Here is an 18,692-nt window from a genome sequence, read left to right on the forward strand (position 1 = left end):
TGCGGACGGAAATCAATCGACGGTGATCTTGCGATCACGGATCACCACGGCGTAGCGCTTGCGGTCGTCGTCGATCAGCTTGGTGAACTGGGCAGGTGTGTTGCCGGCGGGCAGGCCACCCATCTCGGTGATGCGGGTTTTGACTTCATCGGACGCCAGCACTTCGCGCAGGTCGCTCGCGACCTTGTCGACGATGTCCTTGGGCGTGCCGGCCGGGGCCAGCATGCCGACCCAGCTGCTGACGTTGACGCCTGGCACGCCGGCTTCGGCCAGCGTGGGCACGTCGGGCAGGTTGCTCAGCCGCCTGGAGCTGCTCACGCCCAGCGCGCGCAGCTTGCCGGTCTTGATGAAGCTGCTGGCTTCCAGCGCGGTGACAAACGAGAGCTGCACGTGGCCGGCGATCAGGTCGCTGGTCGCAGGGCCGCCGCCGCGGTAGGGCACGTGCACGATGAAGGTTTCGGTGGTGGCCTTGAAGATCTCGCCGGCCAGGTGCGGCGCGCCGCCGGCGCCCGAGCTGCTGTAGGTCAGCTGGCCGGGCTTGCTGCGCGCCAGCGCGACGAATTCCTTCGCCGTCTTCGCAGGCACGCCGGGGTTCACCAGCATCACCAGCGGCAGGTCGGCCACCAGCGCGATGGGGGCAAAGGCGGTGTCGGCGTTGTAGGGCAGTTTGGCGTAGAGCGAGGGGTTGATGGCCTGGGTGCCGAGGTTGCCCATCAGCAGCGTGTAGCCATCGGGCTTGGCCTTGGCGACCGCGTCGGCACCGATCTGGCCCGCCGCGCCGCCCTTGTTCTCGACCACCATCTGCTGGCCCCATTTGGTGCTGAGCTTCTGCGCGATCAGGCGGGCGGTGGTGTCGGTGCCGCCACCGGGCGGAAAGGGCACGACCAGCGTGACCGGCCGGGCCGGGAAGGCCTCGGCGGTGGCCGCGGCCGAGGCGGTGAGCGCGGCCACACAGGCCAGCGCGGTGAGAAGTCGTTTCATCCTAGAGTCTCCGGTATTGTCGACAACCACCGGTCTTGGCGCCGGCTCAAAAGTTCGGGGCCGACCTCGGCCAGGTGGTTGACGCCCAGCAGGCCCATGTCGGCGCGGATCTCGGCTTTCAGCAGCGCAATCGCATGCGCCACGCCGGCCTCTCCGCCAATTGCGGCCGCGTGGTTCATCGGCCGGCCGATGAAGACGCTCTTGGCGCCCAGCGCGAGCGCCTTCAGCACGTCGGTGCCGCGTCGGAAGCCGCTGTCGGCCATCACCGTCATGGTCCCCGCAGCTTCGGCCACCGCGGGCAGCACATGCAGCGGCGAGACGGTGCCGTCCAGCTGGCGGCCACCGTGGTTGGAGACGATCACGCCATCGGCGCCGAGTTCGCGGGCGCGGCGGGCATCGTCCGGGTGGCTGATGCCCTTGAGCACCAGCGCACCGCGCCAGCGCTGGCGCATCAGCTTCAATGCGTTCCAGTCCAGGTGCTCGCGGCCGGAAAAGTCGCGCGTCACGTCCTTGGCCACCAGCGGCGCGCCGCGGCCGGCTTCGACGTTCTCGAAATGCGGCATGCCGTGCCGGACCAGCGTGCGCAGGAAGGTGCCCAGCGCCCAGCGCGGATGGGTGAGGCCGTCCCACACGAGGCGCAGGTCCGGCCGCAGCGGGGTCTTGAAGCCGTTGCGCGCGTTGTTCTCGCGGTTGGGCACCACGGCCGAATCCACCGTGATGACCAGCACTTCGGCGCCGGCCTTGGCCACCCGGTCGACCAGCGCCAGGCCGGCGTTGAGGTCCCGCGCCAGGTAGGCCTGGAACCAGGTGCCGGGCGCGGCTGCCAGCACGTCTTCCATGCGGATCAGCGCCGAGCTGCTGAGCACCATGGGCACGCCGGCTTGCGCGGCGGCGCGGGCCTGCACGATGTCGCCGCGGTAGGCCGTCAGCGCGCTGATGCCCATCGGCGCGATGCCGAACGGCGCCGCGTAGCGCCGGCCGAACAGCTCGACCGACTGCTCGCGCGCCGAGACGTCGACCAGCACTCGCGGCACGAACTGCCACTGCGCAAAGGCCTCGCGGTTGCCGTGCAGCGAGGCATTGGTCTCGGTGGCACCGGCGACGTAGCCGAACAGCGGGCGCGGCAGCAGGCGCTGCGCGGCCGGCTCGAAGTCGTCCAGCGACAGGAAGCGCCGGGCCAGCCGCTGCTGCTGCCGTGCCGCGCGCTGCGAACGCGGCGTGTCCGCGTGGGCAGAAGCTGCGGTGGCAGGCACGGTGGCGGCAGCCGGCATGGCGCTCAGTCGACCTTGATGTTGGCCGCCTTGATGACCTCGGCCCACTTGGTGACTTCGGACTTCTGGAAAGCCAGGACCTGGTCGGACGTCATGGGCTGCGAGAGCATGCCCAGCTTGGTCAGGCGCTCCTGCATGTCGGCGGTCGCGAGGATCTTGCCGATCTCGCCGTTGAGCCGGTCGACCAGCGGCTTGGGCGTGCCGGCCGGCGCGAAGATGGCCTGCCACGAGACGACCTCGAAGCCGGGCAGCACCGTCTCGGCAATCGTCGGCACGTCCGGCAGGCTGCTGACGCGCTTGGCCGAGGTGACGGCCAGCGCGCGCAGCTTGCCGGACTCGATGAACTGCGCTGCGGCCACCGTGGTGTCGAACATCATGTCGACCTGGCCGGCCAGCGTGTCCTGCAGCGCCGGGCCGCTGCCCTTGTACGGCACGTGCACCACGTCCTTCAGGCCCAGCTTGTACTTGAACAGCTCCAGCGCCAGGTGCTGCGAGGTGCCGTTGCCGGCCGAGGCCGCCGTCAGCGGCTTGCTCTTGGCTGCGGTGGCCAGGTCCTTGGCGGTCTTGTACGGGCTGTCGGCCTTGACCAGCAGCACCAGCGGGTTGGTGCCGATCAAGGTCACCGGCACGAAGGACTTGACCGGGTCGTAGCCGAGCTTGGGGTAGAGGCTGACGTTGATCGCGTGCGAGCTGATGGTGCCGCCCAGCAGCGTGTAGCCGTCCGGCGCCGCATGCGAGACGATTTCCGAGCCCACGCTGCCACCGGCACCGGCCTTGTTCTCGACGATGACCGTGCCCTTGAGCGCCGGGCCCAGCTTGTCGGCGATCAGCCGGGCCAGGATGTCCGAGGTGCCGCCTGGCGGGAAAGCCACGGTGTAGGTGATGGGCTTGGACGGGTAGGCGTCCGCGGCCAGGGCGCGCAGCGGGAAAGCGCTGCCGAATGCAGCCAATGATGCTGCCGAGGCCAGCACGGAACGGCGAGTCGTGTTCATGGGGTGATGTCTCCGTTTGGGATGGTTTGGAACCAGGCTCAAGGCGCGCGCTTCAGCGCACCAGGCAGGGCCGCTTGTTGTCGAACTTCCAGCCAGGGATCAGGTACTGCATCGCGGTCGCGTCGTCGCGGCTGCCCAGTCCGTGCTGCAGGTAGAGCTGGTGCGCCGCTTCGACGGCGGCCATGTCCAGCGTCACGCCCAGGCCGGGCGCGGTGGGCACGGCGACTTCGCCGCCGACGATCTGCAGCGGGTTCTTCGTCAGCTCCTGGCCTTCCTGCCAGATCCAGTGCGTGTCGATCGCGGTAACGCGGCCGGGCACCGCTGCGGCGGCATGGGTGAACATCGCCAGCGAGACGTCGAAGTGGTTGTTCGAGTGCGAACCCCAGGTCAGGCCGAAGTCGCGGCAGGTCTGGCCGACGCGCACGGCGCCCTGCAGAGTCCAGAAATGCGGGTCGGCCAGCGGGATGTCGACCGACTGCAGCGACAGCGAGTGCACCATCTGGCGCCAGTCGGTGGCGACCATGTTGGTGGCGGTCGGCAGGCCTGTGGCGCGGCGGAATTCGGCCATCACCTCGCGGCCGGAGAAGCCGGCTTCGGCACCGCACGGGTCTTCGGCATAGGCCAGCACGCCATGCATGTCGCGCATCAGGCGGATCGCGTCCTTCAGCAGCCAGCCGCCGTTCGGGTCCAGCGTGATGCGGGCCTTGGGGAAACGCGCCTTCAGCGCCTGGATGGCTTCGACTTCCTCGTCGCCGCTGAGCACGCCGCCCTTGAGCTTGAAGTCCTGGAAGCCGTAGCGGGCCTGCGAGGCTTCGGCCAGCTTGACGATGGCTTCGGGCGTCATCGCCTCTTCATGGCGCAGGCGCAGCCAGTCGTCGGCCTGGTCCGGCTGGGTGTCGTAAGGCAGGTCGGTCTTCTTCCGGTCGCCCACATAGAAGAGGTAGCCCAGCATCGGCACGCTGGCGCGCTGCTGGCCTTCGCCGAGCAGTGCGCAGACGGGCACTTCCAGGTGCTGGCCCAGCAGGTCCAGCAGCGCGGTTTCCACGGCAGTGACTGCGTGGATGGTGGTGCGCAGGTCGAAGGTCTGCAGGCCGCGGCCACCGGCGTCGCGGTCGGCGAACTGGGTGCGCACGCTGTTCAGCACGCGCTGCCAGTCGCCCACCTTGGCGCCGACCAGCAGGCCGCGGGCGTCTTCCAGCGTCTGGCGGATCGGCTCGCCGCCAGGCACCTCGGCCACGCCGGTGCGGCCGGCGCTGTCGGTCAGGATCAGCAGGTTGCGGGTGAAGAACGGCGCGTGGGCGCCGGAGAGGTTCAGCAGCATGCTGTCGCGGCCCGCGACGGGCACGACACGCACTTGCTGGACGGTGGGCGTGGCAGAGGTCATGGAAGGAAGTTCGGTTGATGCCGCTGTGCGGCTCAGGTCGGGAGGCGAACGGCCTGGCGGGCCAGCAGTGTCCACGCGCCGCCTGCCTGGCGGGTCCACACGCTCAGCACATGCAACTTCACGGTGCCTGGGCCTTTGCCTGCGTCGTTGGTGGCGGCCTGCAGCACATGGCGCACGGTGGCCACCTCGCCGGTCACGGTGACCTGTTGCTCGGTCAGGCTGATGCTGACGAAGTCGGAATTGCCCTCCAGCAGGTCCTTGATGAAGCTGGCCTTGGTGTCGACCTTGCCGCCGGAATGGCCGTAGGTCAGGTTGTCGGCGACGATGGCTTCGAGCGCCGCGCGGTCGGGGTCGACCATCAGCGTGCGCAGTTTCTCGACGGCAGCGCCCACGGCGCGGGCTTCATCGCTTTGCGCCATGGCGGCCTCCGGCAGCGTGAAAAGGGGCAGGGTGGCGGCCAGCGTCAGCAGGGCGGAAAGCGCAGCGCGGCGCGAGCGTTGGATCAGCTTCATCGTTTGTCTCCTGAAAGTTCTTCTGTCGAAATGAACCATGCGCCAGCAGGGCTCTGCGGCCCTTCAGCGGAACATGGGATGAGCGGCCGGGGGCCGCCCGGGATCGGTCCAGTGCTTACTGGGGGCCGAGCTTGGCCATCAGCGCGGCGAGTTCTTCGTACTCGGCCGACTTCAGGTCGGAGATGGGCGGGCGCACCGGGCCGGCACTGTGGCCGATGATGGTGGCGCCGGCCTTCACGATCGAGACCGCATAGCCTTCGCCCTTGTTGCGGATCGCGATGTAGGGAATGAAGAAGTCGCGGATCAGGCGGTCGCAGGTCTCGGTGTCGTTCACCGCATGGGCGTTGTAGAAGTCCATGGCCGTCTTCGGGATGAAGTTGAAGACCGCGGACGAATACACCGGGCAGCCCATGGCCTTGTAGGCACCTGCGAACAGCTCGGCAGTGGGCAGGCCGCCCAGGTAGGCGAAGCGCTCGCCCATGGTCTGGCGCACCGAGACGAACTTCTCGATGTCGCCCACGCCGTCCTTGAAGCCGATCAGGTTCGGGCAGGTGTCGGCCAGCACTTGCAGGCTGGCGGGCGTCAGGCGGCAGTTGGCGCGGTTGTAGACGATGACGCCGAACTTCACGCTCTTGCAGACGGCCTGCACGTGGGCGATCAGGCCTTCCTGGCTGGTTTCGGTCAGGTAAGGCGGCATCAGCAGGATGCCTTGTGCGCCCAGGCGCTCGGCCTCTTGCGCGTACTGGATGGCCAGGCGGGTGCCGCCACCGGCGCCGGCGATGATGGGCGTGCGGCCCTTGCAGGTCTCCAGCGCCACCTTCATCACCGCGCTGAACTCGACCGGATCCAGCGAGAAGATCTCACCGGTGCCGCCGGCCGCGAACAGGGCAGAGGCGCCGTAAGGCTGCAGCCATTCCAGCCGGTCGGCATAGGCCTTGGGCGCGAAGTTCAACTCGCTGTCGAAATCGGTCAGCGGGAACGAGAGCAGGCCGGATTGCAAGACGGCTTTGAGTTCTTGGGGGGACATGAGGGCTCCTGGCAGCGAAGGACTGGGGGAAAGGAAACAGAACAGCCAGGCAGAACAACGGACCAAGGCCTGGCTTCGAGATGTTGTCAGTCATCGTACAACACCGAAGCCGATTGGAACTTGGTGATTCCACTGACGCGGCACTGGCTTGTTTGAGCTTTGGCGCCGGGGCCAGTGGCAACGATCAGTCTCCACCGCAGTTCAAACAAATGGGGTCAGAGTCAATTTATCTAACGGAAGGTCGGTTCATGGCCACCCCATCCCAGATAAATTGACTCTGACCCCATTTGTTTGTGCGCCACCGTCGACTCAGGCAATGGCCGGGCGCCACATGTCTCAGCTTCGTCGCGTGCGAAACGTGATCGACCAGCGCAGTTCCGCCACCGGCGCCACGCTGTGCTGCCAGTCCCAGCGTGCCGGGCCGCGCATGGCGTAGATCGAGCAAGGGGCTGCGGGCACGCGGAGCACGTCCTCGCACTTTGCCGTCTCCGGTGGGTACGGCCGGAAGCGCAGCAGGGCCTCGCTGCCCAGCGAGACGCCGAAGACGTGCTCGAAGTTTGGCACGTCGCGGTGCCAGCCCAGTGGCGTGCCCGGCGCGTATTCGGCAACCAGCGCATGCACCAGGTCTTCAGGCGCCGCGCCAGCCCAGGCGGCGACATGGTCGCGAAGCGGCTTGAGTTCGTCGACAAGCGGGGCGGCGGGCAGCAGGCGGTTGGCGTCGTAGTCGTAGCTGCCACCGTAGCTGACGACGCGGCGGCGGGCGGTGTATTGCTTGTACTTCGCGGCGGCCAGCGGCAGGCCGCGGATCAATTCGATCAACCCGGCCTCTTCGGCTTCGGTGAGGAATTCGGGCTGGTAACTGAGGCCTGGCGGGAGCCTCGAAGGCAGCAACTCGGTGGGTTCGAACAGCGATGGCTGGTGCATCGCCGAAGTCTAGGCCCGCGTCTGGCTCATGACGTGAGCTGGGGCTTTCGTTGTGGCCAGAGCCGGAAGGCGAGCGCCAGCAGCAGGATGGCGACGGGTACTGCGTAGCTGCTGGACATCGGGATGCGTTTGCCGAAGGTCACGATGAAGCTGATCCACAGGTAGTAGATGCCGGCCGTGTGCAGCCGGCCCCAGGGCTTGCGACCGAGCCAGGCGGCGACCGTGTCGGACGAGCTCAGCGCCATCAGCGCGATGAAGGCGTAGGCAATGCCGCCGGTGATCTGGTTGCCCAGGCTGCTGGCCTGGTGGAAGCCGGCGGGATCGCGGCTGGCGAAGCCGAGGATGGCTGCGAGGTGGATGGCGTGCGAAACGGCGAAGGCCAGGCCCAGGGGGCGGCGGTTGCGCAGCTGCCAGCGGGGCAAGGCGCCAGGCCAGCGCCGGGCGGCGGCCGAGGCGGTGAAGACCAGCAGGAACAGCAGCCACGAACTGCGGGCGGTCAGGTGAATGGCCAGGCGCAGCGCAGGCACCAGGTCCGGCAGCACCAGCAACGGACTTGCCGCCATCAGCAGCAGCGCCAGCGACAGGCAGGCCAGCAGGCGCCGTCCTTCGAGCAGCCTGGCGCGGGCAGGGTGGGGCAGTAAGCGAGGGTCCATGGTGGCGGCCTGTGGTTTCAATGTGATCGGAGATTACATTTCGGCCCATGCGCCAGTCCAGGCGCCACACAAGGTGCTTACATGGTCAAGCCAGCCAAGGCCTCTGCTTCCGACGTTGCGCCCCCAGCGCGTGCCTACCACCACGGCAACCTGCGCCAGGCCTTGCTGGAGGCTGCGCTGGTGCTGGCGCAGCAGCGCGGGCCGGAGGGCGTCAGCGTGCGCGAGGCTGCACGGCAGCTCGGCGTGTCGCCCGGTGCGCCGTTCCGGCATTTCCCGAACCGGCGGGCGTTGATGACGGCCATGGCCGAGGAGGCCAGCGCGCGGCTGCAGATCGAGGTGCGCAAGGCCATTCGCCCGCGGGACAAGACACCGTTGGCGCGGCTGCGTGCGTTGGGCCGCGGCTACCTGCGGTGGGCCAGGGCGCACGAGGCGCATTTCCGCATCGTCTCAGCACGCGACCAGATTGACCTCGCCGGCTCACCTGGGCTGCAGGCCAGCATGCAGGCGGTGCGCGCGCTGACCGAGCAGACGCTGCACGAGGCGCAGGCCGTGGGCGAGGTAAGCGCGGCGCACGACGCGGCGGCGCTGGCCCTGCTGTCGCGCGCGACCGTCTATGGCCTGGCACGCATGCAGCTGGACGGGCATCTGCCGCAATGGGGCGTGAAACCGGGCGGCGAAGCAGCGGCCACCGAGGCAACGCTGGCGCTGTTGATCAACTTGCTCGCTGGTGGTGAGGAATCGAAGAAGCTGTCGACGGCTCCGGCGCGCCCGAGCGGGTCGTCAAAGCGAGTCCAATCTAGGCACAAAGCGCAGCTGTAGCTCGGGCTACAGCGAGCATTTGCAACGACGAGTGGGCTTGCTTTGGCGGCCAGAGCGGGCTTGCCGGGGGCGTCGGCAGCTTCTCAGGTCTGCTGCGCGCGGCGGCGGCGTTCGCGGCTGTTGGCCAGGTGGGTGCGCATCGCGGCGCGGGCGGCGTCCGGGTCCTGGCTGGCGATGGCGTCGAAGATGCTTTCGTGTTCGCCGTTGACGCGCCGCAGGTAGAGGCTGCGCTCTTCGGTCAGCGCGTCGCTCAGTGCGGTAGTCGGCTGCAGCCGGGCGCGCGGAATGATCATGCTGCCCAGCGTCTGCATCAGGTCGGCGAAGTGATGGTTCTGCGTGGCGCGGGCGATTTCCAGGTGGAACTGGAAGTCAGGCGCGATCGCGTCGCCGCCGTTGGCCACCGCCTGGGTCACCGCGTCCAGCGCCTGTCGCATGGCCTGCAGGTTGGTGGGGCTGCGGCGCACGGCGGCCAGCGCGGCGGCTTCGGTTTCGAGGCCGATGCGCAGCTCCAGCACGGCGATCACGTCGTTCAGCGTGCTGAACTGCTCCGCCGAGATGCGGAAACCTGTGCCTTCGGAGAAGCCGATCACGAAGGTGCCGATGCCGTGCCGCGTCTCGACCATGCCGGCCGCCTGCAGCTTGGAGATGGCCTCGCGCACGACGGTGCGGCTGACCTCGAATTCGGCCATGATGGCCGCCTCGGTCGGCAGCTTGTCACCGGGTGCCAGCCGGCCATCCCGGATGCGGTCGCCCAGGGAATCAACCAGCTCCAGGGCAAGGGTGCGGGGCCGCCGGCGGGCGGGAAGCGTGGAATTCGGTGCAACAGGCTGCATGCGGGGTATTGTCCCTCGTCGGATCGGTGGAATCCCAGGTCAGGCGCTGGCTTCAACGCGCTAAAGTGCCATTCCTGGTTATGTTGTACGACGACATACAACTATCATCTCCGGGCTGTGACGCCTGCGCAAGTCAGCAAAGACCCGCAGCGCTACAGCTTCAGATTCGGCTTTTCCAGTCCCTGACCTGAGCGAGTTTGCCTTGACCAACGCCGCCGCCCCGACCGCCGCCCCCGTGGCTGCTTCCACTGCCGCCCCCATCGCGTCTGTCACGGCCAGGCCGCCGCTGACGCTGAGCATGCACCCGGCCGACAACGTCGCCATCGTCGCCAACGACGGTGGCCTGCCTGCCGGAACCGAGTTGCCGCCGGGCCTGCCTGGCGCCGGACTGGCGCTGCGCGAGAAGGTGCCGCAGGGTCACAAGGTGGCGCTGGAGGACATTGCCGAGGGCGCGGTGGTGCGGCGCTACAACGTGCCCATCGGCTACGCGGTGAAGGACATCCCCGCCGGCAGCTGGGTGCATGAGCGGCTGCTGAAGATGCCCGCCGCACGCGAGCTGGACGACACGCTGCCGATTGCCACCGTCAAGCCGCCGCATCGGGACCCGCTGGTCGGCCACAGCTTCCAGGGCTACCGCAATGCCGACGGCTCGGTCGGCACGCGCAACCTGCTGGCCATCACGACGACCGTGCAGTGCGTGGCCGGCGTGGTGGCGCTGGCGGTGGCGCGCATCCGCAGCGAACTGCTGCCGCTGTACCCGAACGTGGACGGCGTGGTCGGCCTGGAGCACACCTACGGCTGCGGCGTGGCGATTGACGCGCCGGACGCGGTCATCCCGATCCGCACCCTGAAGCACATTTCGCTGAACCCGAATTTCGGCGGCGAAGTCATGGTTGTCAGCCTGGGCTGCGAGAAGCTGCAGCCCGAGCGCCTGCTGCCGCCCGGCAGCTTCGCGATCCAGCCGGCTGACGACGGCAGCGAAGCCGGCCTGGACGTGGTCTGCCTGCAGGCCGAGGCGCACGTGGGCCTGATGTCCATGCTGGACGACATCGTGCAAAGCGCCAAGCCGCACCTGGCGCGGCTGAATGCCCGCCAGCGCGAGACGGTGCCTGCCAGCGAACTGGTGGTGGGCGTGCAGTGCGGCGGCAGCGACGCCTTCTCCGGCGTCACCGCCAACCCGACCGTGGGCTTTGCCGCCGACCTGCTGGTGCGCGCCGGCGCCACCATCATGTTCAGCGAGAACACCGAGGTGCGGGACGCGGTGGACCAGCTGACCAGCCGCGCCGCCACGCCCGAAGTGGCCGAGGCCATCAAGCGTGAACTGGGCTGGTACGACCGCTACCTGGACCGCGGCCGCGTGGACCGCTCGGCCAACACCACGCCGGGCAACAAGGCGGGCGGGCTTTCGAACATCACCGAAAAGGCGATGGGCTCCATCATCAAGAGTGGCAGCTCGGCCATTTCGCACGTGTTGCCACCGGGCGAGAAGCTGCGCCGCGACCAGCGCGGACTGGTCTTTGCCGCCACGCCGGCCAGCGATTTCATCTGCGGCACGCTGCAACTGGCCGCCGGCATGAACCTGCACATCTTCACCACCGGCCGCGGCACGCCTTACGGCCTGGCCGAATGCCCGGTGATCAAGGTGGCCACGCGCAGCGACCTGGCCCGCCGCTGGCACGACATCATGGACGTCAACGCCGGCCGCATCGCCGACGGCGAGCAGACCATCGAAGAAGCGGGCTGGGCGCTGTTCCAGCTGATGCTGGACGTGGCCAGCGGCAAGAAGACCTGGGCCGAACACTGGAAGCTGCACAACGCCCTGGTGCTGTTCAATCCGGCGCCGGTGACCTGAGGCTCGCAGCGAGCGGGTGGTGCACCGCAAGAGGCGGGTCAGTCGCATGGCTAATTTGTCCAAAAGAGATGAAAATGGACAAAACAGGAGCCCGCGCCATGCAGCAGATGTCTTCCACGCAAGCCAAGCAGTCCTTCGGGGAACTGCTTGAGGCAGCGGCCCTGGGGCCGGTGGCCATCGAGAAGCATCGGAAGATCAAAGCCATCGTGGCATCGCCGGAGTTTTTCTCCCAGATGAGCCAGGAAGAGGCTCAGTTGGCGGCGCGGCGCGTTGCGCGCCTGAACCAGGCGATGGTGGAAAAGGATCGCCTGATCAAGCACCAGCAGATCGCGATCGATCTGCTGACCTTGCCTGAACTGGCGCGGGATGCGCTGGTTCAGCAGGCATTGGCCGCGGTGGCGCGGTGGCGGTCCGAAGGCCTTTGCAGCCAGGACTACATCGAGAAATGGGAAGCGATGCTGGGCTTGCCGGTGCGTGATCTCGCCGTGGCCATGACCTCCAACGCTGACGGCTGGGGGCCCGCGCTGCGCCAGAACTCGCCTTGGTCTGGCGTGGCACGGTGAACCTCGACCACTTGTTCGAGGTGTTCGAGCAGGCGCGGCAGATCAGCGGCCACCGCGACTATGTGGTCATCGGCAGCCTGTCGGTGCTGGGTGTCGAGGAAGACGGTCCGGTTCCGAGCGACATGTCGATGTCCATCGACATCGACTGCTACACCAAGGCCGATCCGCCCCGTGTCTTTGATCTGAAAGCTTTGCTCGGCGAAGACTCGGCTTTCCATGCCAACCACGGCTACTACCTGGACCCGGTTTCGCCCAGTTTGCCCAGCCTGCCCGATGACTGGGAGCTGCGTCTGACGAGGGTCGAGCGCGCTGGGCTGCGTCTGTGGTTCCTGGACCCGAACGACGCCGCGGTTTCGAAATACGCGAGAAGCGAGCCGCGTGACTTGCGGTGGATCCGCGCTGGCGTTGCCGCCGGGCTGATCTCGTTGTCCACGGTGAGGTCCCGGCTCCGAAGCACCCACTTCCTGGATGCCGAGGAGGAAGGCCGAAGCCGGGTGCAGATCGATGCCGACACCGCGTGGTTCGAGCGTCTCAAGACCCAGCGCGTGCAGGGCGCGGGCGGCGGCGGTTCTTGAAGCTCAAGGCCCATCGGCCGGCACGCGCACCAGGTCGCCTTGCGTCGGCCCGTGGCGGGTCACCAGGGCCAGGCCGGCCTTGTCGATGGCCAGCGAGCGGAACGGGCCGATGGAGGCGCTGGGCAGCGTGAGCAGGGGGTGGTCGTGGCCGGTGGCGTCGCGGCGGATGAGCTGGTCGCCAGCGCCGCTGCGCGAGACGCGCCAGAGTTCGCCGTTGTGCCAGGCCCAGTTGCCCCAATCCTGTTGGGCCAGGTCGTCCAGCACCCGCTCGCCCGGGCCGGCGGGGCGGCCGTTGTCGTCCAGCTGGCGGCGCCACAGGCCGCGTTGGTTTTCCCTGGCGTAGTACAGCCAGCGCTGTGGGCCCAGCTGCACTTCGCGGCCGAAGTGGGCGTGGTCGTCGGTCAGCCGGCTGAAGGTTTGCGTGGCGGGGTCGAAGCGCCAGAGTTCGGGGTGGTTCTCGCGGGTGCTGTAGACGATCAGCGTGCGGCCGTCCGCGCCCCAGCTCGGGCTGGCGACCTCGGCTTGCACGGGGATCACGGTCGGGGTTGCGCTGCCGTTCAAGTCGCCGATCACCAGCTGGTTCGGCCCGTCGCTCGGGCTCAGCACGGTGGCGTAGCGGCTGCCGTCCGGGCTGCAGGCGGGCGGCTCGGGCGTGCCGGCGGGCAAGGGCAGTTCGCGGGCCTCGGCGTTGGCGCCGTCGCGGTACCAGACGCCGATGCGCCGCGCCCGGAACGAGACGAAGATCGGGTGCCCGGCGTCCTGGCAGGCATCGGCATACAGGTCGCGGCCGCTGGAGCGGATGCTGCTGCGCAGCGCGCCGTCGGCCAGCGCGTAGAGCTCGATGTGGTCGTCGTAGCGCAGCACGCTGGCGGCCACGTCGCCTGAACCATCGGGGATCGCGGCCAGGCTGCCGACGTGGTCGATGCGCGCGAAGCGGCTGGGCGTGCCGCCGTCGGCGTCCACGCGCCAGAGCGCGAAGTCCCCCGCCAGCCCGGCCGAGAAGACCAGGTCGCGGTCGCCTTGCCGCCAGGCCAGTGCCCAGACCGGCGCGGTCTCGCGCGTCAGCCGCAGCGCTTCGCCGCTGCGCACGTCCAGCCGCACCAGGTCGCCCACGGTGTCTTTCAACTGCAGCACCGCGACGTGGCGGCCATCGTGCGACCAGGCCATCTCGCCGTAACCCAGCCCTTCGCCGGCCTGCGCCAGCACGCGTTCCTGGCCGTCTGCCATGTGGTGCAGCAGCAGCGCCAGGCCGCCAGGTGCGCTGGGCGAGCGGCGCGAGAAGGCCAGCCACTGGCCGTCCGGCGAAGCGGCCAGCGTGGCGGCGCCGGTGAGGTAGTGGCACTCGGCCAGGTCGCGCCGGCTGTCGTCGCGCAGGTCCACCAGCATGACCCGGCAGCTTTCGCCGTGCTGGCCTTGCAGGTAGGCCAGGTGATGGTCGTCCACCCACACCGGCCGGTAGATGCGGTCCTGCGGATCGGTCAGCTCGCGCGCAGGCGCCTCGGGCCGTTGCAGGTCGACCATGCGCAGCCGCGGCGGCGCGCCCGTGCGCCGCCAGACGTAGGCCAGCGAGTGCCCGTCCGGCGAATAAGCGGGCGCCTCCTCGATGCCTTCCAGCGTGGTGATGGCACTCAGCGAGCGCTGCGCGACGGTGTTCGCGCCGTGGCGAGCCTGCCAGGCCAGCGCCAAGGCCATGACCAGCAGCAGAGACGCTCCACCGGCCAGCCAAGCCAGCTTCGACCTTCGCTCGGGTGCAGAGGGCGGTACTTCCGCTTCTTCGCCAGTGACCTGGCTGGCCGGCCACAGCAGCCGGTAGCCGGACTTGGAAATCGTCTCGATCGGGCCGGTGTCTTCTTCGGCCTCGCCGGTTGGCTGCGCCGGCTCGGCGGACGGCGCTTTGCGCAGGCTGCGTCGCAGTTGCGAAACGGTGTGCGTCAGGCCGCTGGAGCCGGTGTAGGCGTTGCCGGCCCAGACTTCGGCGATCAACTGCTCGCGGCTGACCACTTTGCCGGCGTGCTCTGCCAGCCTCAGCAGCACCGCAGCGGCCTTGCCGGAAATGCGCTCGCTGCTGCCGCCTGCCGTCAGCGTGCGCGCGGCCGGATCGAACACGAAATGCCCGATGCGCCAGGCCGCGTTGGGCGGCGATTCGGGTGCGGCTCTTGTCAGCCCATCCAAGTCCTGCAACCCGCCCTCCGCCTTCTTCACAAACCGCCCAAAAGTCCGACTTTAAGCGAGCGTGCGCTGCCCATTGGCCTCTGATTCGACGTGTTGCGGTAAAGGCTGGCCCTGCGGTGGGGGCGAAGACCGGGCGGCAGCGGGCAACAGGCCGGCTGCATACACTGCGCCGGACCCAAAGCCTTCTCCCGGAGCTTGCTGCATGGCCGATTCGCCCAACTACACCCCACCCGCCATCTGGACCTGGCAGCGCGAGAACGGCGGCAGGTTTGCCAGCATCAACCGCCCCATTGCGGGAGCGACGCACGACAAGCCGCTGCCGGTGGGGCGGCATCCGCTGCAGCTGTATTCGCTGGCCACGCCGAATGGCGTGAAGGTGACGGTGATGCTGGAGGAGCTGCTGGCGCTGGGACATGCGGGCGCGGAGTACGACGCCTGGCTGGTCCCGATCAACGAAGGCGCGCAGTTCGGCAGCGGCTTTGTCGAGGTCAACCCGAATTCCAAGATCCCGGCGTTGATGGACCGAAGCGGTGCGGCGGCGGTGCGCGTGTTCGAGTCCGGCGCCATCCTGCAGTACCTGGCGGAGAAGTTCGGTGCCTTCCTGCCGGCCGGCGGCGCGGCGCGAGCCGAGTGCCTGTCATGGCTGTTCTGGCAGATGGGCAGCGCGCCGTTCCTCGGTGGTGGCTTCGGGCATTTTTATGCCTACGCGCCGACCAAGCTCGAATACCCGATCGACCGCTACGCGATGGAAGTCAAGCGCCAGCTCGACGTGCTGGACCGGCACCTGGCCGAGCACCGCTACCTGGCGGGAGAGGACTACACGATTGCCGACATGGCCGTGTGGCCCTGGTACGGCACGCTGGTCAAGGGACAGCTCTACGAAGCGGGCGAGTTCCTGCAGGTTCACGAATACAAGCATGTGCTGCGCTGGACCGACGAGATCGCCGGGCGTCCCGCCGTGCAGCGTGGCCGCATGGTCAACCGCACCTGGGGCCAGCCGTCCAGCCAATTGCACGAGCGGCACGAGGCCAGTGACTTCGACACCAAGACACAAGACAAGCTGGGCACATGACCATGATCACGCTTTACGACTGCGCCACCGCCCCCAGCCCGCGCCGCGCGCGCATCCTGCTTGCCGAGAAGGGCGTGGCCCACGAAACGGTGCAGGTCGACCTGCGGGCCAACGAGCAACTCGGCGAGGCCTATCGCCGCATCAACCCGCAATGCACTGTGCCGGCGCTGCGCACCGGTGACGGCGGGCCGCTGCTGACCGACAACGCAGCGATTGCCGCCTGGGTCGAAGCCGCCTTTCCGCAGCCGCCGTTGCTGGGCAGCACACCGCTGGAGAAGGCCGAGATCGCCAGCTGGCAGTGGCGCATCGAGTTCGAGGGGCTGATGGCAATTGCCGATGCCTTGCGCAACAGCTCGCCGGCCATGGTCAACCGCGCGCTGCCGGGCCCGGTGGACCACGCGCAGATTCCCGAACTCGCCGCGCGCGGCCTGGCCCGGGTGCAGCAGTTTTTTGTGGACCTGGACCAGCGCCTGGCCGGGCGCGAGTTCATCGCGACCGAGCGCTTCAGCCTGGCCGACATCACCGCGGTGGTCGCGGTGGACTTCGCGCGGGTCGTGAAACAGAAGCCCGGCGAGCAGCATCCGAACCTGCTGCGCTGGCGGGCGGCGATGGCGCTGCGGCCATCGATGTCCTTGTAACCTGCTCTCCATCCCAGCGGGGCTTCTCGGTCGGCTCCCTACAATCGCGCCCCTTTTCCCCGTTTTCCCTTACATCGCGCACATGGACATCGTCGTCAACGAAGAACTCAAGGCTTACATCGACCCGTTGACCGCGGAAGAACATGAGGCGCTGGAACGCAGCATCCTGGCCGAAGGCTGCCGGGACGCGCTGGTGCTGTGGGGCAATGTGCTGGTGGACGGGCACAACCGCTACGGCATCTGCCAACAGCACGGCGTGCCGTTCCAGACGGTGCAGAACACGCGTTTCCAGAGCCTGGAAGACGTGCACCTGTGGATGATCGACCAGCACCTGGGCCGGCGCAGCGTGTCGGACTTCCAGCGTGGCGTGCTGGCGCTGCGCAAGCGCGAGATCGTCGCGAACCGGCGGCTGCGCAAGCAGGCCGAACCGGCCGCGGAGTTCAGGGCGCCCGTGGGCGACGAGCGTTTCGTGCCGCCAGAGAGCCTGCCCACGCCCAAGCCCGCCGACACGCTGGAAACCCGCGAGGCACTGGCCAAGGCCGCGCGCCTGAGCAGCAGCCAGGTCGTGATGATCGAAAAGATCCAGAAGCAGGCCGCTCCCGAGTTGGTGGCCGCGGTGCGCGCGGGCACGCTGTCCCTCAGCGCTGCGGCGGCGGTTGCCAGCCTGCCGGCCGAGGAGCAGGTGGCCGCTGCCGCCGCTGGCAAGGACGAGCTGAAGCAGGCTGCCAAGCGCGTGCGCGACGCCAAGCGCAAGATGCCGGTCGAAGTCGCGGTGATCCCCGCGGCACCTGCTGCGCCCACGCTTCCCGCGGACGACACCGACAACAACGTCGACTCGCTGCGCCAGCGCGTGGCCGCGCTGACCGCGGAAAACGCCGCGCTGCGCCAGCAGGTGGCCGAGCTGCACTCGCAGCTGCAGTACGCGGCCCAAGGCGGCGACACCTCGTCGCCGTTCTGATGCCGTCGCTGCGCTACCTGGGCTTCGACCTCAGCGACAACGATGAAGGCGTGAGCACGCTGGAGGCGCTGGCGTCGACCTCCGCCGTGCAGCACGCTGCGGTGCTGGCCGAGGTGCAGCAGGTGCTGGACTGGGCCTGGCAGCACTTCCCGCACAGCCACGGCCCGGCCGACGATGGTGGCGACTGGGACGAGGATCTGCAGGTCAGCGTGGAAGGCCAGTGGCATGCGGTGACGCTGACGCTGGCGGTCTCGGCGCGTTTCGCCGAGGCCTTCCTGGCAGTGTTCGGTGGGCCGCCGGAGGGTTGAGGGCACGCGGTCTTGCCTATCATCTCGGGCCAGTTCCACTCCTGCCGTCTGCCATGCGCCCGATTCGCTTCGCGTGCCTCGTGTGTCTCCTGTCCGTGCTGCCGCTTGCCACCGGCATTGCCCAAGCCAAGCCTGACGCACCGCCGCGGCCCGTCACCTCGCGCGGCGCGCTGGGCGCCGACGAGCTGAACAACATCGCGGTCTTCAAGGCCGTGTCGCCTTCGGTGGTCAACATCACGGCGCTGGGCCTGGAGCGGGACTTCTTCTCGCTCAACGTGCAGCAGGTGCCGCAAGGCACCGGTACCGGCTTCGTGTGGGACACGCAAGGCCACGTCGTCACCAATTTCCACGTGATCCAGGGCGCGAGCGGCGCGCGGGTGACGCTGGCGGACCAGTCCAGCTACAAGGCCGAGCTGGTCGGCGCCTTCCCGGACCGGGACATCGCGGTGCTGAAGATTCCTGCGCCGGTGGCCAAGTTCAAGCCGGTGACCGTGGGCACCAGCCGCGACCTGCAGGTTGGCCAGAAGGTCTATGCCATCGGCAATCCATTCGGCCTGGACCAGACGCTGACCACCGGCATCGTCAGCGCACTGAACCGCGAGATCGAGTCGGTCACGCATCGCACGATCAAGGGCGCGATCCAGACCGATGCGGCCATCAACCCCGGCAACTCCGGCGGCCCGCTGCTGGATTCCGCCGGCCGGCTGATCGGCGTCAACACGGCGATCTACAGCCCGTCCGGCGGCAGCGCCGGCATCGGCTTTGCCATCCCGGTGGACGAGGTCAACCGCATCGTGCCGCGGCTGATCCGCGACGGCCGCATGGTGCGGCCTTCGCTGGGCGTGACCGGCGGCGGGCCGGAGATCAACCGTGCGCTGGGCCTGCCCAAGGGCGTGGCGCTGGTGCGGGTGCAGCGCAACGGCCCGGCTGCCAAGGCCGGGCTCAAGGCCTTCAGCCGGGGCGACGGCGGCATCCTGGCCGGCGACGTGATCACCGCGGTCGATGGCGAGCCGGTCGAGACGCAGGACGACATGCTGACCGCGCTGGAGCGCCTGCAGCCCGGCGACAGCTGCACGCTGAGCGTCTGGCGCAGCGGCGCGACCCGCAAGTTGACGGTCACGCTGGCCGAATCCGACGACTGAAAAAAATCTCGAAAAA

19 protein-coding genes are annotated in these 18,692 nt (G+C 68.5%); 9 read left to right on the forward strand and 10 right to left on the reverse strand.

All coding sequences use genetic code 11. The annotated features are described in order from the left end of the window. Positions 1-12: 12 nt before the first annotated feature. The 8 genes from ACAH41_RS28715 to ACAH41_RS28750 form a co-directional block, all read right to left on the reverse strand. Positions 13-981 carry a tripartite tricarboxylate transporter substrate binding protein gene (locus ACAH41_RS28715; RefSeq protein ID WP_325655401.1) on the reverse strand — a complete coding sequence of 323 codons (969 nt, stop codon included), beginning with the start codon at positions 979-981 and terminating at the stop codon, positions 13-15. After that, the gene (locus ACAH41_RS28720; RefSeq protein WP_325655402.1) at positions 978-2,252 is read right to left on the reverse strand and encodes an alpha-hydroxy acid oxidase; all 1,275 of its coding nucleotides are present in this window, start codon (positions 2,250-2,252) and stop codon (positions 978-980) included. The genes ACAH41_RS28715 and ACAH41_RS28720 overlap by 4 nt, the downstream gene beginning before the upstream one ends. 5 nt (positions 2,253-2,257) lie before the next feature. After that, a complete protein-coding gene (locus ACAH41_RS28725) occupies positions 2,258-3,244 on the reverse strand; it encodes a tripartite tricarboxylate transporter substrate binding protein (RefSeq protein WP_325655403.1) in 987 nt (328 codons plus the stop codon). Between the two features lie 52 nt (positions 3,245-3,296). Next, on the reverse strand, positions 3,297-4,628 hold the full coding sequence (gudD, locus tag ACAH41_RS28730; RefSeq protein ID WP_325655404.1) for a glucarate dehydratase: 1,332 nt from the start codon (positions 4,626-4,628) through the stop codon (positions 3,297-3,299). A gap of 32 nt (positions 4,629-4,660) precedes the next feature. Next, positions 4,661-5,140: a nuclear transport factor 2 family protein gene (locus ACAH41_RS28735; protein WP_325655405.1), complete on the reverse strand. Its 480-nt coding sequence runs from the start codon at positions 5,138-5,140 to the stop codon at positions 4,661-4,663. Between the two features lie 115 nt (positions 5,141-5,255). Continuing rightward, positions 5,256-6,167: a 5-dehydro-4-deoxyglucarate dehydratase gene (kdgD, locus tag ACAH41_RS28740; RefSeq protein WP_325655406.1), complete on the reverse strand. Its 912-nt coding sequence runs from the start codon at positions 6,165-6,167 to the stop codon at positions 5,256-5,258. Positions 6,168-6,503: 336 nt separating this feature from the next. Then, positions 6,504-7,091 (reverse strand): alpha-ketoglutarate-dependent dioxygenase AlkB, encoded by a 588-nt coding sequence (locus ACAH41_RS28745; protein ID WP_325655407.1) that lies wholly within the window; start codon positions 7,089-7,091, stop codon positions 6,504-6,506. A 26-nt stretch (positions 7,092-7,117) separates the two neighbouring features. Beyond that, a complete protein-coding gene (locus ACAH41_RS28750) occupies positions 7,118-7,744 on the reverse strand; it encodes a hypothetical protein (RefSeq protein WP_325655408.1) in 627 nt (208 codons plus the stop codon). 81 nt (positions 7,745-7,825) lie between these two features. Here ACAH41_RS28750 and ACAH41_RS28755 point away from each other — a divergent pair, with 81 nt between their 5' ends. Further along, a complete protein-coding gene (locus ACAH41_RS28755) occupies positions 7,826-8,563 on the forward strand; it encodes a TetR/AcrR family transcriptional regulator (RefSeq protein WP_325655409.1) in 738 nt (245 codons plus the stop codon). 83 nt (positions 8,564-8,646) lie between these two features. On the opposite strand, the gene ACAH41_RS28760 is transcribed toward ACAH41_RS28755, so the two are convergent. Continuing rightward, positions 8,647-9,396 carry a FadR/GntR family transcriptional regulator gene (locus ACAH41_RS28760; RefSeq protein WP_325655410.1) on the reverse strand — a complete coding sequence of 250 codons (750 nt, stop codon included), beginning with the start codon at positions 9,394-9,396 and terminating at the stop codon, positions 8,647-8,649. Between the two features lie 298 nt (positions 9,397-9,694). On the opposite strand from ACAH41_RS28760, the gene garD reads away from it, so the two are divergent. The 3 genes from garD to ACAH41_RS28775 all read left to right on the forward strand — a co-directional run bounded on the left by garD (position 9,695) and on the right by ACAH41_RS28775 (position 12,386). Beyond that, the gene (gene garD, locus ACAH41_RS28765) at positions 9,695-11,248 is read left to right on the forward strand and encodes a galactarate dehydratase (protein WP_325655534.1); all 1,554 of its coding nucleotides are present in this window, start codon (positions 9,695-9,697) and stop codon (positions 11,246-11,248) included. Between the two features lie 170 nt (positions 11,249-11,418). Continuing rightward, complete coding sequence (locus ACAH41_RS28770) at positions 11,419-11,811, forward strand: type II toxin-antitoxin system Phd/YefM family antitoxin (RefSeq protein ID WP_325655411.1); 393 nt, start codon at positions 11,419-11,421, stop codon at positions 11,809-11,811. Positions 11,812-11,831: 20 nt separating this feature from the next. Beyond that, on the forward strand, positions 11,832-12,386 hold the full coding sequence (locus ACAH41_RS28775) for a DUF6036 family nucleotidyltransferase (protein ID WP_325655535.1): 555 nt from the start codon (positions 11,832-11,834) through the stop codon (positions 12,384-12,386). A gap of 3 nt (positions 12,387-12,389) precedes the next feature. On the opposite strand, the gene ACAH41_RS28780 is transcribed toward ACAH41_RS28775, so the two are convergent. Continuing rightward, complete coding sequence (locus ACAH41_RS28780; RefSeq protein ID WP_325655412.1) at positions 12,390-14,567, reverse strand: winged helix-turn-helix domain-containing protein; 2,178 nt, start codon at positions 14,565-14,567, stop codon at positions 12,390-12,392. 193 nt (positions 14,568-14,760) lie between these two features. Here ACAH41_RS28780 and yghU point away from each other — a divergent pair, with 193 nt between their 5' ends. The 5 genes from yghU (at position 14,761) to ACAH41_RS28805 (ending at position 18,676) form a co-directional block, all read left to right on the forward strand. Continuing rightward, positions 14,761-15,630, forward strand: a complete 870-nt coding sequence (gene yghU / locus ACAH41_RS28785) for a glutathione-dependent disulfide-bond oxidoreductase (protein ID WP_325655413.1) — start codon at positions 14,761-14,763, stop codon at positions 15,628-15,630. Between the two features lie 2 nt (positions 15,631-15,632). Beyond that, positions 15,633-16,268, forward strand: coding sequence for a glutathione S-transferase N-terminal domain-containing protein (locus ACAH41_RS28790; protein WP_325655536.1), 636 nt, complete (start codon positions 15,633-15,635; stop codon positions 16,266-16,268). 82 nt (positions 16,269-16,350) lie between these two features. Next, positions 16,351-17,226 carry a plasmid replication/partition related protein gene (locus ACAH41_RS28795; protein WP_325655414.1) on the forward strand — a complete coding sequence of 292 codons (876 nt, stop codon included), beginning with the start codon at positions 16,351-16,353 and terminating at the stop codon, positions 17,224-17,226. Continuing rightward, positions 17,226-17,534, forward strand: a complete 309-nt coding sequence (locus ACAH41_RS28800) for a hypothetical protein (RefSeq protein ID WP_325655415.1) — start codon at positions 17,226-17,228, stop codon at positions 17,532-17,534. Before ACAH41_RS28795 ends, ACAH41_RS28800 begins: the two co-directional genes overlap by 1 nt. Before the next feature lie 53 nt (positions 17,535-17,587). Beyond that, positions 17,588-18,676 carry a trypsin-like peptidase domain-containing protein gene (locus ACAH41_RS28805; protein WP_325655416.1) on the forward strand — a complete coding sequence of 363 codons (1,089 nt, stop codon included), beginning with the start codon at positions 17,588-17,590 and terminating at the stop codon, positions 18,674-18,676. Positions 18,677-18,692 lie beyond the last annotated feature (16 nt).

Origin of the sequence: Ideonella sp. (assembly GCF_041287625.1) — a bacterium.
Classification (GTDB): Bacteria; Pseudomonadota; Gammaproteobacteria; order Burkholderiales; family Burkholderiaceae_C; genus Ideonella.

Coding starts and splice junctions, on each gene's coding strand:
- ACAH41_RS28715 (WP_325655401.1), bottom strand. CDS start 981: ATGAAACGACTTCTCACCGCGCTGGCCTGTGTGGCCGCGCTCACCGCC.
- ACAH41_RS28720 (WP_325655402.1), bottom strand. CDS start 2,252: ATGCCGGCTGCCGCCACCGTGCCTGCCACCGCAGCTTCTGCCCACGCG.
- ACAH41_RS28725 (WP_325655403.1), bottom strand. CDS start 3,244: ATGAACACGACTCGCCGTTCCGTGCTGGCCTCGGCAGCATCATTGGCT.
- gudD (WP_325655404.1), bottom strand. CDS start 4,628: ATGACCTCTGCCACGCCCACCGTCCAGCAAGTGCGTGTCGTGCCCGTC.
- ACAH41_RS28735 (WP_325655405.1), bottom strand. CDS start 5,140: ATGAAGCTGATCCAACGCTCGCGCCGCGCTGCGCTTTCCGCCCTGCTG.
- kdgD (WP_325655406.1), bottom strand. CDS start 6,167: ATGTCCCCCCAAGAACTCAAAGCCGTCTTGCAATCCGGCCTGCTCTCG.
- ACAH41_RS28745 (WP_325655407.1), bottom strand. CDS start 7,091: ATGCACCAGCCATCGCTGTTCGAACCCACCGAGTTGCTGCCTTCGAGG.
- ACAH41_RS28750 (WP_325655408.1), bottom strand. CDS start 7,744: ATGGACCCTCGCTTACTGCCCCACCCTGCCCGCGCCAGGCTGCTCGAA.
- ACAH41_RS28755 (WP_325655409.1), top strand. CDS start 7,826: ATGGTCAAGCCAGCCAAGGCCTCTGCTTCCGACGTTGCGCCCCCAGCG.
- ACAH41_RS28760 (WP_325655410.1), bottom strand. CDS start 9,396: ATGCAGCCTGTTGCACCGAATTCCACGCTTCCCGCCCGCCGGCGGCCC.
- garD (WP_325655534.1), top strand. CDS start 9,695: ATGCACCCGGCCGACAACGTCGCCATCGTCGCCAACGACGGTGGCCTG.
- yghU (WP_325655413.1), top strand. CDS start 14,761: ATGGCCGATTCGCCCAACTACACCCCACCCGCCATCTGGACCTGGCAG.
- ACAH41_RS28790 (WP_325655536.1), top strand. CDS start 15,633: ATGATCACGCTTTACGACTGCGCCACCGCCCCCAGCCCGCGCCGCGCG.
- ACAH41_RS28795 (WP_325655414.1), top strand. CDS start 16,351: ATGGACATCGTCGTCAACGAAGAACTCAAGGCTTACATCGACCCGTTG.
- ACAH41_RS28800 (WP_325655415.1), top strand. CDS start 17,226: ATGCCGTCGCTGCGCTACCTGGGCTTCGACCTCAGCGACAACGATGAA.
- ACAH41_RS28805 (WP_325655416.1), top strand. CDS start 17,588: ATGCGCCCGATTCGCTTCGCGTGCCTCGTGTGTCTCCTGTCCGTGCTG.